The sequence below is a fragment of the Anaerocolumna jejuensis DSM 15929 genome (assembly GCF_900142215.1).
In the GTDB taxonomy this organism is placed as follows: domain Bacteria; phylum Bacillota; class Clostridia; order Lachnospirales; family Lachnospiraceae; genus Anaerocolumna; species Anaerocolumna jejuensis.
The window spans coordinates 164321-176877 of sequence record NZ_FRAC01000012.1 but is presented as its reverse complement, the minus strand read 5'-3'; the positions used below and the strand labels follow the sequence as shown (position 1 = coordinate 176877).

Genomic DNA, 12557 nt, shown 5'->3' with positions numbered 1-12557 from the left:
TTCAATATTAACTACACCAGTTTAATCAGAGGGATATACCTGCCTTCCTCTTCCCTTATATCGCTGGTATACTTCTCCCATATTTTTAAGGATGCTATGTTATCCTTCCATATGTTTGCTGTTACATATTCAAAGCCGGCTTTCTCTATAACCGGTAAAAACCCGGCAAAGGCTTCTTTACCATATCCTTTCCCCCAGAGGCTGCTTTTAATCCAATAACCGCACCCTGCTGTTAAATGGTTAATCTTATGATAAGATATGGAGCCTATAAGCCTGTCCTCATCCAGAATAACAAAATTATTCCCGTTCTTTCTTTTCTCCCATGTCTTACAGCCATCATAATATTCTTTCCCGGTAATATTTATATGGAGACTATCGGGAGAAAGCGCCAGATGCAGTTTTTCATCGAAATTAAGCAATTCAGCCATAGCATTGCAATAAGCGGTATCCAGCTCTTTTATTGTGATTTCCATTCATCCACTTCTCCTGACTTCTCTCTTTCATTCCCCATAGCAATAAATTGCGAAACCTACAAAGAATTATATTCCTGCGGAAAATATCCCTTTCTAACAAAGGCGGTTGAAATTCTTTAATAAAAGGACCTTTTCAATAGCTTTCTCTGCTTTCCACCAGTTTTCACTAACGGCAAATTCCTTTTGGTATTTTTCATTGTTTTCAAACCAGCTCCAGGTTATATTCCAGACATTATTTTTCTCCCTTGTTTCAATCAGATAATCAAGCTCCTTTTGAAGGATGTCCTCATTACCCGGATAAAATATGCTGTCAGGAGTAGTTATATAGTTAGAAGGACGGACGCCATAGGAAGACCATTTGGCAGTGTCCCTCTCTATTGAATGATATACCAGTTCCTTAACCGTATCCTGCATTCTGTTAATATCATACTGCTCTACTAAACCAGTCTGCCTGATAGCATCTAAAAGGACACAATATCCCCCAATGCCCATATCTCCAAAGCCATCCTGGGAATCCAGCTTCTTTATAAGGTTATTTATGATTGGTATGACACATTTATATAGCTTAGTGCTTTTAGGGAAACACTGTAAAACAAAACCGCATAATTCTGCAGTAACACCAATGCTTTCCACTTCATTTGCTTCACTATTATATGTCCACCAGGGTGCATGTGCATAACCATTATTGGATGGTATACTAAAAAGCCATCCATTCTCTAAAAAATACTTTCCGCTCTCCAGAAACCTGAATATGCCTTGCAGCATAGGGTGAGCCGCATCCTTAAAGTCGATGGCTTTTAATATATTTATGGCATATAAAGTTGTATAAGGTGAAGATTCCGGATTCCAGCAGTCGGCCTCCAGTGCATTTCCAAATCCTCCGTCTTCATTCTGGTAATAGGACAAAGCTGATAGTACCGCTTCCTTACTCCCGTTTTCAAAGAAATACTGCCATACCGCCAGTTCAACGGGCCTTGCATTTCTATGCATCCATACTTTTATTTCCTGATATGCTTCTAACCCCAGCTTCTTCAATTTTTATCTCCAATCTGTTTTCAAATTTGATCTGGATTTCAGAATTTCAATAAACATGACATTCTGGCACCCGATTTAAACTTCCAAGTTTAATAATTATTAGATTCCCCTGTCTATGGAAATATTTTTTGGTTCTGCCATAAAGGCAGGCTGCTTTTCATTTATTTATCCAGCTATCTTTCTGTCTGCTCTGTCATCAGCCCCCAGCGAAAACCGAATTTATCGATAAATACTACCACACAGGAGCTGTAGGTCGTAGAATGGGGGGCATATATTGTCGTACTGCCTTCCTTTAAAATTTCATAAGCCCCAGCTACCTCCTCCTTTGTATCGAGGGTCACGGTAAGAGACAGTGCGGTGCTTTTCACGAATTCCACATCCAGATTGTCGCACAGCATCATTCTTTGATTCCCCAGGAACAACTCTGCATGGTAGATATAGTTTTCCTGCTCTGTGGTTAAGTCCTTATCCCAGTCACTTTTATCTGCCTCAGAATACCGCAGCATACAGCCTATCCTTCCCTGAAAGGCTTTTTGATACAGATAAATTGCCTCTTCACAATCTCCTGCAAAATTAAAATTCGGTGTAAAAATGGCCATACTTTACACTCCTCTCTTTTGACATTATTGGTATTATTATACAATAATCAAGCATTAAATTCTACTTATATCTCCCTTTTTTCACTGAATATTCAGGCTCCAAAAAAGCAGACTTCTGCCTCCTAAAATGTTAGGCTTCTGTCTGCTTTCTATATAACCTTCACCTTTTTGTTTCAATACCGAATGGGGATTGTTTAAACTATTATGTGAAGGTTAAGGGATTTGTATTTTCAAATGATTGATACAGTAAAAATTAGCCTGCTAAAACATCTTACTTATAATATTTTATTTTTCATCAATTCAATGTCATAAATAAGTATTTCTTTCGCATATTCCAGATTTTTATTTTCAATGGAATTTACAATTTTAAAATGGTCGCCATCTTCCGCTTCATTGCTCTCCCATACTTTTACAAAATATTGGTTTGCAATACGTGTACAAAAATTTAATGAATCATCCAAGGATTTTTGAAGATACCGGTTTCCACAAAAGCTGCAAAGCTTCCTGTGAAACATTTGGTTTGCTTCCCAATGGACTTTAATATCCTGGCTTTTGCTTATATTTTCAGCCTGCCGATTCAATTCCTTTAATTCTTCCAAATGGCTGGCTGTCAGCCTGTCAAAACTCATTTCCAGAGCCCCGACTTCTATTATCTTTCTAAATTCAATCATTTCGATAATTTCACTTGGTGTAATCATAGACAGCTGATAACCAAAACGGGGAATATTCTTTAGTATTCCTTCACTGCACAACTGAACAAGTGCTTCTCTTACCGGTGTTTTACTGACATTGTATTTATCGATCAGGGCCTTTTCATTGATAATCGCATTCGCCTGATAAACACCGTCTAAAATATCCTTTAAAATTCCCTCATATACTTGGTTTTTAATTGACTGGTTCTTCATATATACTCCTCTTTAACTCATCATGATTTTTATAATTTCTTCATTTGTAGCCCGCATGCCTTCCCTTCCAAGGCGTCCGATATTCTTAATCGTATTATCCGCCCCCTTGGTTACCAGTCCGTCACCGTCCCTGAACTGCTGTCCCCGGACATACATTTCATACCCAAGCAATCCCGCATTGACGGAAAAGGCAATTTTTGCGGCACAGGAGGCTTTTGCTCCGTCGCAAACCATGCCTGATACGATGGAAAGGCCGTTAACTACCGTATGAACGATTTCCTTCATACCTCCCCCTTTTAGATAGGCAATTCCGGCGCCGGCGGCAACTCCGGCACAGACAGCCCCGCAGAAGGCCGACAGTCTGCCGATACCTGTCTTTTGGTGTATTGTTATCAGATTGGAAAGAATTAAAGCCCGATACAAAGTTTCATTCCCTGCCTCCAATTCCCTGGCATACTCAATCACCGGGACCGAGCAGGTAATTCCCTGGTTCCCTGAACCGGAATTGATAACGACCGGCATTTCACAGCCGTTCATTCTCGCATCGGACCCAGCAGCCGCCATGGCAACTGCCCGGTTCCCTGAACGATTGTCGTATGCGTCCAGCATGACCTGCCCGATATTAGCCCCGTAGGATTTTTTCAGACCTTCTTCCGCAATTGCCATATTGCATGCTATCTGCTGATCCAATATATCTTTTACTTCCATTATATCACATGTCGTTGCAAAATCCCAGATGCCTTCCATATCCAGAAGCCCCCTGTCTGTCAGGTCCTCTTCCTTGTCTCCGGTAACAGGCTTTTCCAAAAGTATTTTACCATTCTTTTCTTCCAGTACAATATTGGTATGATAATTGGCAATACGCACTCTTGCAGTGTCAGCACCGGCCTGTTCAGTAATAACCATATCCAGATTTAGCCCGTCGTCTAAATATTCCACTGTAATATCCGCAGTTTCCAAAAATTTTTTAATTTCTTCTTTCTGCTCCTGGGTAATTTGACTGATGGCTTCCAGTTTTTTATCCGGAACACCCGCTATTGCACCAGCCGCAACGGCAGCCGCTATTCCTTTTAACTGACCTGTATTAGGTACAATCACGGATTTTACATTTTTGATAATGCTGCCGCTGGCTTTTACCTGAATCCGTTCCGGTTCTCTGCCCAGAATTTCCCTGCACCTGGCCGCCCCATAAGCTAATGCCGTGGGCTCCGTACATCCCATAGCTGGAATTAATTCCTCTTTTAAAATCTGAATATATGCCTGGTATTTTTCATCTGATTTTAACATATCTGTTCTCCTCTATCAACCCTTCACGGCACCAGCCATCATTCCTGCTTTTTGCAGTGTCTGCAATATTAAATATAACACAACAATGGGAACAATGACAAGAGTTGTTCCCGCCAGGATAACAGGCCATGGCGTGGAAAGACCTTCACTGACCGGTAAAAGGGAAATCGTAACCATTAAAGTATATTTTGCCTGTTTTCTCAAATAAAGAAGCGGCCAAAAAAAGTCATTCCATCTGGCTATCAAAGTAACGGCAGCCCAGGAAGCCAATGCCGGTTTTATAACCGGAAGAATGATTTTCATAAAAATACCAAAATCCCTGCAGCCATCTATTTTTGAGGCCTCAACCAGTTCATCGGGAACATCGCTTATATACTGGTGCATGTAAAAAATCCCCACCGCAGTAGCAATCCTTGGAATAACCAACGACCAAAGACTATTGATCAAATTAATCTTTTTCATAATGATAAAAAGCGGAACTGCTCCTACTTCCGGAGGAACAAGCATGGTAGCAATTACAAAATAGAATAAAAAATTTCTTCCCGGAAATTTGTATTTTGCAAATGCAAAACCCGCCAGAGCACAAAAAAACAATGCGGTCACAGTTCCAAGAATTGTTGTAAATACACTGTTATAAGTGTTTTGCCAAACAGGTATCATCTTAAACAGCTTTGTAAAGTTCTCAAAGGTAGGATTCAGTATTACGATGGAGTGGAATCCACTCATTGTCTCCGATGCCGGTTTAACAGCAATCAGGCACATCCACAATATTGGCAGAACGCAGATTAAGGAGATACTAATCAATAACAGGTGAACCCCAAAGGATTGTATAAACTGCTTATTTTTATATTGCATCTGTTTTCCTCCTATATTTCGCCCTGTTTTTTTCTGATAATCAATTGTGAAACGGATATGACTGCCAGGATGGCAATTAAAACAACACCAATTGCCGATGCAAAGCCCATGTTAAATATATTGAAGCCCGATTCATACATATATTGGAACAGGGATATATTGGATGTACCCGGGCCAGGCAGTATATAAGCTTCATTAAACAGCTTCCAGCTATCCACCGTCAGTGTAATAGAACAGAAAAATAATATATTTCCCAAAGAAGGCAAAGTAATATAGCAGAATTGCTTCCACACACCCGCACCGTCTACCGTAGCCGCTTCATAATAGTCTTTTGAGATATTTAAAAGTCCTGAAAAAACAATCATTGTAAACCAGGGTGTGTTCCGCCATACATTCAGAACAATAACCGGAATCTTTGAATAGCTTGTACTGGTCAGCCATGGAACCTTGTCAATGCCAAAAAACTGCAGCGTTTCATTGATAAGTCCGGTATTTTCATCAAATAGCATTCTGAATATCAGCCCCATTGCAATGGCCGCACAAATATTAGGCAGAAAAGTCACTGTCTTAAAAAACGAACGGCCTTTTAACAGCCCGGAATTTAAAAGGGTTGCTATAAGAATTGCCAAAACCAGAATAAGTATCAGGCTAACCACCCAATAAAGGGCGGTATTCCTCAGTGCAGCCCAAAACATATTGTCAACTAACATTTTTTTGTAATTATCAACACCGCAAAACTCCGGGGAACCTATTCCTTTCCAATTGGTAAGACTGATATAAAAGGTCCAGATTGTCGGTATGAGCTGGAATAAAAGAAATAAAAGAAAAAAAGGCAGGATAAACAAATAAGGGGCTTTATATTTTTTGATAGTCTGCAGCATCCATGTTCTCCTTTAAAATAAGGGGAGAGAATTTCTCTCCCCTCAATTATTATTTAATAACCTCAGCATGTCCGATTTTAGCCTTTAAATTTTTGTCTATGTTGGCTATTGCTTGTTCCATGGTCTGGTTACCGGCTACATAAAGTTCAAGTTCCACTGAGATAATTTCATCCGCTTCTGCGTCCTGGGGCGTTACAGCCAAATTAGCTGCTCCGTTTTCCAGGCCCTTTCCTTCCATTTCACGGAAGGACTGTCCACCGTAAAACTCAGACGGTTCTTTCCAAAAATCATTCTGCAGCATCTCAAGAGATATCGGATTTGAATAAGGGGCATTCTGTTCCTCCATAGAATTTACCCAGGTATTTCTGGACTCCGTATCAAATTGGAAATCATGCCACATCTGTTCCAGCAGTCCGGCATAAACATTTTTGCCTTTATTTACAATACAAAAATAGGAAGAAACCGGTGCGCCTGCTTTTCCAACCGATTCAAATACCGGAGAAGACATAACTTTCCATTGTCCTGCTACTGCACTGCAGTTCTTTCGCATAAATTCATCCCAAAATGCTCCGATATAAAATGTTGCTACCTGCTGTTTGTTAATAGCATCATATAAGGCAGGTTCCATTATTTCGGTCTTGAGCAGCAGCCCTTCCTGGTACATGGTGTCCAGAGTTCCCAATGCCAATTTAGTACCTTCATTCTGTCCGAAAACAATATTGCCGGATTCATCCCAGATTTTTGCGTTTGCCTGGGGCATTAAACCACGCCTTCCCCAATATCTCCACGTTTTGCTGCTGGGACTGATATAGGATAAATAAACCTTTCCGCCGCTCTTCTCCTTTAAAAGCCTTCCTGCTTTCACATAACCGTCAAAGGTACTCATCATAGCCGGATCAATACCGTATTGCTCAAACAGTTTCTCATTGTAAAAAAGGAGATTAGGTCTTACAGAATCAGGAAGTCCATAGATATGGCCGTTAATAGTTGCATCGTCAGCCGCACCCTCAACCATTTTGCTAAGATATGGCTGTAAAAATTCACTTTCATCCTTTAACAATCCCGCCTGGGATAAATCCATAATATTAACGGGATCAAGGTAGGTTGCATCCGGCAGATCATCATCCATCCCTGCCAACGACGTCATTGTAATCTTTTCACGGCTCTGTGCATGACCCTCTGTCTGTACAATTTCAATTTTTACATCCGGTGCAATCTCTTTGTTCCAATCCAGCCAGGCATCAAAATATTCCTTCAGATACTGAGGCTGCCCCGTTCCGTAAATTGTAATCGTACCGGCAGGATAAACCTTCTTTTCATCCTGGGTTTTATCCGCCTGCCCCGTTGCTGCACCCTGGTCCCCTGATGCCACCCCGTCGTTATTCTTTGCCCCCTTATTGGAGCATCCTGCAAATACAGCAGTTACCAGTGCCAGTGTTAATAATACCGCTATAATTCTTTTCTTCATTTTTAAACCCTCCCATACATTTTACTTTTTTATTTACAGTTCTCTTGCTGCCTCTACTATTGCTCTGATTCTTTCATATGGAATTTCCGTAGGCAGTGTACAATCTGCCCCTAATATAAATGATTTTTTCCCGTATCCCTTAATTACCTGCTTTGCCTCTGCTTTTAATTCTTCTATTGTACCCTCCACCATAACGCCGCTTCGGTTTTTCAAGCCTCCCATTACCGTTGTACCCTGAAACAGCTTTCTGCCTTCTTCCAAGCTAAAATCTGTTTCATAAACACCCCAATTCACTACATCTGCCAGCTCGTTATAAGATGCATAGCGTTCCATATTCAAATTATTTTTACACATATGTAAGAAATTTATTAAGCCAGCTTCTTTCGCTGTGTTTAAAATTTGCTTGTCAAATGGTTCCATCACTTCTGCAAATTCTTCCTCTGTAAAATAATGTTTTTCCCCTCCTAATGCCGCATAATAAATACCGTCAACTCCTAACTCCTTATACTTTACAGCCAACTGGCACATTATATCTGTTATTCTTTTAAAGGCTTCCACTACCGGTGTTTTGTTTTCCCTGATATGGGTACAGAATAAGTCCCTTACCTTTTCATATCCGTATCTGGATTCAATGGGATGAATGGCAGATGCGCATATCCCATGAATCGTACCTATACAAAAAGCTGTTTTATCCGCCTGCTCCAAAATTGCTTTAACCATATCCAGCTGTTTTTGAATAAAACTATCCTTTAGGGAATAAGAGGGAATCTTACTCCAGTCAGAGGGCACTTGTATTTCTCCCACATCAGGAACTAGATTTTCATTCATAATTTTGATTATGTCGGTATCTGTCTCCTGAAAAAATTTCAGATGTGACAGTACCCCTCTTTCACCCTTCTCTTCCCCACAGGGAAAATGCAGAGAAAAACCTACAGGTACATGATCAACCTCCTTTCCTTGAATTGCAGCCATTACACGTTCTTTTTTAGTCATTCATTCGGTCTCCTTATCATTTTAGTGTTCATACTACTGATATTATCAGTAGTAATATTATTTGTCAATATTTTTGTTGCAATATTTGTTGTTCTTTTTGCTGCAGCCACAGATGGGAATCTGCTCCCCCATGTTTTAACTTAATGACTTGGAGTGCAAAATGTATAATCATGAATTTTTAAGCAAATATAAGAACCCTGTATAATAGAGAAATCAACTCTTTTATACAGGGTTCTTATATGAAGGGACTATTTTATGTATTTTACTTTTCTCTTAACAGGGTTCCGCAAAATGCAATAATTCAACAAGACGTGGCACCTGGTTATTTATCAGTAACAACCTCTTGTATGAAAAATTTATTTTGCGGCATCCTTTCCGTTAATCCGGAGTTGAAAAAGCAGCCCCAGTTATTTGTTTCCGCCTTTTTATTGCACTGCCGGATAGTATTTTATTAAACTGCTTATTTAAGGTTCAATTCCCCACACCAGGCTTCCTGAAACATAGGCCGGTACCTTTGTCCAGGAGGTATAAGCTGTTGAAGTGGAATTATAGGAATAGTCATTGGCCTGGGTATAGCTGCTCCAATCGGATTTTGTAATTCTCGATTGGATGTAAACGCAATCCCCGGCTGCAAGGTTTCCGGCTGCACTTTGGAAGCTGATTTCAAGATAGCAGTCAGCCGTTGCTTTTGGTGCTGCCATATCCGCAAAAGTACCAACTACATTTGCGGTGCCGGCATTGGACCAATCACACCAAAAGGTTTGGGAAGCAGATCCTTCCTTTGTAAAATAATATCTTATTTTTACGTTGGAAAGAGCAATAGAGGCCGTACCGGTGTTGACAATTTTAAATTGAGGAGAGAGGCTGTTCAAAGCCTCCGTCCTTCCCGAATTATACATCTGAACTTCCAGATTCCCCTGACTGACTGAGGAATTTGTTATGGTAACGGCCAATACCGGGTCAATCCCTGCACTAAAGTCAAAGGTCAGGTTCGTGGTCCCTACCGGCTGGTTTGCAAGGTACACCTTTTTAATGGTCACCGCATTGCCGGATACTGCATAGTCCGTCCCGGCTGCTAGAACAACTGAACCATTTGTTATTTTGGTAAGGGTATTTCCATTTAGGGTCATGGTAACGGGGATATCAGCCTGATTAGCTGTATTTTTGTCAAAAGCAGCAGCAGTTGGTGATATGGAGGAGTTATTAACTCCTGTTGTATCTGACACCGTTATACTAAGTACACGGTCTGTCCCTGCGCTGAAATCAAAAGTCAAAGCAGCGGTTCCGACAGCTAATGCCGCAAGATAAGTCTTCTTGATGGTAACCGTATTGCCGGATACCGTGTAATCCTTTCCGTTGGTCAGTACCACAGAGCCATTTTTAATATTGGAAAGGGTATTCCCGTTAAGAGTCATGGTAACAGTAATATCCACCTGATTTGCCGTGTTTTTATCAAAGACTGCTGTGGTAGGGGAAATAACGGAAGAATTCTCGGTATTCAAGGAGTCACCGTATAAAATTCCCCGTCCGTTGGTGCCAAGATAAACTCGTCCGTAAATTCTTGGATCACCGGTAATGCACATATTTGTCCTGCCGTACTGATGCGCATCGTCATTAATTCTGACCCATGAAGCACCGGCATCATCGGAGCGGAATATTCCTCTTACTCCATTCACCTGTGCGGAAATATAAAGTGCCATATAGGATTGTCCGGGCGCTGCCATACCAAAGCCTACCGCGTCGGCTTCTTCCACACTGGATACTCTTGTAAAGGCAGCTCCTGAGTTTGTGGAATGCCACAATCCGTAATCATAACCTTCACTTCCGCCAGTCAGCCAGATATCGCCTTCAATTCCCGGCATAGCCTTAAAACTGACAGGCGTGGTTTCAGGAGAGGGACTGCTTGAAGGGTCAGGTAATCCGGTCGCTGCAGCAGTAAAGGTGGCACCGCTGTTCGTACTTACATAAAAGGTGCTGCCGGAAAAGCCATAAAATTTCTTTGGATTTACACGGTCCGAAGCAATGGCTGCATCAGCAGGAAGCCCGGTGCATGCCGTCCAGCTGCTTCCTGAAGTGGTGGAATAACTGGGTGTTTTTCCGGGAGGAGCCCATAGGATGGTGTTTCCGTCAGCTGACATGGCAACCTTGCCGCCGCCCGTAGAATCATTACTTGCAGCAGACCAGCAGTTTGTCCCGGCCGACCAGTTATTACCGGTGTCATAGGAAATTCCGATTCTGGAAGCCGTACCGGCATCCGTATTACCGACCCTTACATATTTGGTGGGGTTAAGCTCCGCATAATCCATACTGGTGGTACTTGAAAAATTGGGTGTAATCATCATCATTTTCGGTACTGCCTTCAGGTCATTATGTACAAACCCGGTTACGTCTCCAAGTCCGCTGACTAAATGTGCGGTTCCTGAAGGCGGACTTATGAGGGAAAGAACGGCTGTCTGTTCTATTCCTAAGGATTTTACCGTAAGATTTACTTTTCCGCCGCGGTCTAAGGCAGTCAGATTATCTGCCATATAAACAGTAGCACCGGTACTGTAGAACATGCGGTCGGAATTAAAAGGATCAATCGAAATATTTCCCATCATCCACCCCAGCTTCGGTGACGGCTCAGGGGGCTGGGGCTGTTTTCCAAAGGTCAGCCAGGGAGAAGCGGAGATATCCTGGGTATAGTTCAGAATACGGTCAGGATATCCGTTCCATTTCCAGAATCTTGACCAGGTCGTACCTCCGTCTGTGGAGCGGAAGATATTAGCATCCGGCCACCAGCTGTTTAGAGTGGTAACAATCAGTGTGCCCGGATTCTTTGCATCTACCGATATGCCTCCGTACCCATAGTAATTGTCTTCACTGCTGGAGGGAACCGGACTGATCTGTGTCCAGGCTGCGGTTTTGGTATTGTATTTCCATACATCTCCCTTGGAGCCGTCATAGGGGCCAACACCGTTACTATAGGTTATGTATAATATGCCATCAGAGGATAATACACCGTGGTGCGGAAAATATCCGGCTGTGGGCTGGCCTTTCAAAGGACTCCAGGTTGCACCGCCGTTCGTTGTATAAAAGATAGTGTTTTCAGCAGTTCCGCCGGATTTCGCCTTATTTGCCACACCCGCATAGATAGTCTGGCAGGGAGTCCCTGCCTGGCTGGAGGATGGATCAAAGGTAACCCACACCACACCGGTCAGGGTATTGTCATAGAGTGTGGAATCATCATTTGTCGGAGCGTAATCTCCCACTTCTGTAAAGGAAGTTACACGGCTCCAGGTCACACCATAGTCCGTACTTTTCCAAAGGCCGTTTCCACTGCGTGTCCCCATATACAGCACATTGTTGCTGTGGGGATCTACTGCCAGCCGTTCACCCATGGAACGTCCCATCATATTTGCGCCGACTTTAAAGGGCAGCTTGGTCACTTTCCAGGTATCACCTTTATCCTCTGAGCGTAAAATACAGCCATTGGACGCCGTCCAGTTATTGGTATAGGTTCCTGCAGCTATATATACCCGGTTGGTATCCACAGGGTCAGCGGCTATACTGTCACACCCAAGGTTGTTCCAGTCATCAAAGCCTATGGTATCCGTTAAAGGTATCCATCTGTCGGTGGTAGAATTGAAGCGGTAAGCGCCGCCCATGTCAGTACGTGCATAGATTAAATCCTTCTCTCCCTGGTTGAAAACAATGTCTACAACATAGCCTCCCCCTCCAATCTGGGCATTCTGCCATGTGTAAGGCTCCGTTGTAACCCCGGCGGAAGCGGATGCCTGAGGCATCGGGCCGGCTGCTGATGTAAATAACAGGACTGCCGCCATAAATACACTAAAAATAGTTTTGTTTCTTCCCTTAATCATTACTTTACCTCCTGATAAATTGTTTTATCTATATAATGGCATACCACCTTATCCATTCCTTTCTTAATGAACCTCCTTTCCTGTTATCCATTTATATAAAGTGGCAGAGCCATTATGCGGATACTTTGTTCATTGAATGAATTAATTGCAGCTGATTAATCCATCTCTTTTTGTATTTTCAATATGATGTCGAGGTTA

The 12557-nt window shown here is 42.2% G+C and carries 10 protein-coding genes; all 10 read right to left on the bottom strand.

Going from position 1 to position 12557, the window contains the following annotated elements:
* Positions 1-11 precede the first annotated feature (11 nt).
* Positions 12-473 carry a GNAT family N-acetyltransferase gene (locus BUB77_RS13080; RefSeq protein WP_073276583.1) on the bottom strand — a complete coding sequence of 154 codons (462 nt, stop codon included), beginning with the start codon at positions 471-473 and terminating at the stop codon, positions 12-14.
* A gap of 93 nt (positions 474-566) precedes the next feature.
* Positions 567-1508, bottom strand: coding sequence for a prenyltransferase/squalene oxidase repeat-containing protein (locus BUB77_RS13075; RefSeq protein WP_073276581.1), 942 nt, complete (start codon positions 1506-1508; stop codon positions 567-569).
* Positions 1509-1681: 173 nt separating this feature from the next.
* Complete coding sequence (locus tag BUB77_RS13070) at positions 1682-2107, bottom strand: VOC family protein (protein ID WP_073276579.1); 426 nt, start codon at positions 2105-2107, stop codon at positions 1682-1684.
* A 275-nt stretch (positions 2108-2382) separates the two neighbouring features.
* A complete protein-coding gene (locus BUB77_RS13065) occupies positions 2383-3012 on the bottom strand; it encodes a GntR family transcriptional regulator (protein WP_073276577.1) in 630 nt (209 codons plus the stop codon).
* A gap of 12 nt (positions 3013-3024) precedes the next feature.
* Positions 3025-4299, bottom strand: a complete 1275-nt coding sequence (locus BUB77_RS13060) for an L-cysteine desulfidase family protein (RefSeq protein WP_073276575.1) — start codon at positions 4297-4299, stop codon at positions 3025-3027.
* 15 nt (positions 4300-4314) lie between these two features.
* The gene (locus tag BUB77_RS13055) at positions 4315-5154 is read right to left on the bottom strand and encodes a carbohydrate ABC transporter permease (RefSeq protein ID WP_073276573.1); all 840 of its coding nucleotides are present in this window, start codon (positions 5152-5154) and stop codon (positions 4315-4317) included.
* Between the two features lie 11 nt (positions 5155-5165).
* Positions 5166-6035 carry a carbohydrate ABC transporter permease gene (locus BUB77_RS13050; protein ID WP_073276571.1) on the bottom strand — a complete coding sequence of 290 codons (870 nt, stop codon included), beginning with the start codon at positions 6033-6035 and terminating at the stop codon, positions 5166-5168.
* 49 nt (positions 6036-6084) lie between these two features.
* Positions 6085-7503 (bottom strand): ABC transporter substrate-binding protein, encoded by a 1419-nt coding sequence (locus BUB77_RS13045; protein ID WP_073276569.1) that lies wholly within the window; start codon positions 7501-7503, stop codon positions 6085-6087.
* A 33-nt stretch (positions 7504-7536) separates the two neighbouring features.
* A complete protein-coding gene (locus BUB77_RS13040) occupies positions 7537-8496 on the bottom strand; it encodes a uroporphyrinogen decarboxylase family protein (protein ID WP_073276567.1) in 960 nt (319 codons plus the stop codon).
* A gap of 464 nt (positions 8497-8960) precedes the next feature.
* Positions 8961-12359: a X2-like carbohydrate binding domain-containing protein gene (locus BUB77_RS13030; protein WP_073276563.1), complete on the bottom strand. Its 3399-nt coding sequence runs from the start codon at positions 12357-12359 to the stop codon at positions 8961-8963.
* Between the last annotated feature and the right edge of the window lie 198 nt (positions 12360-12557).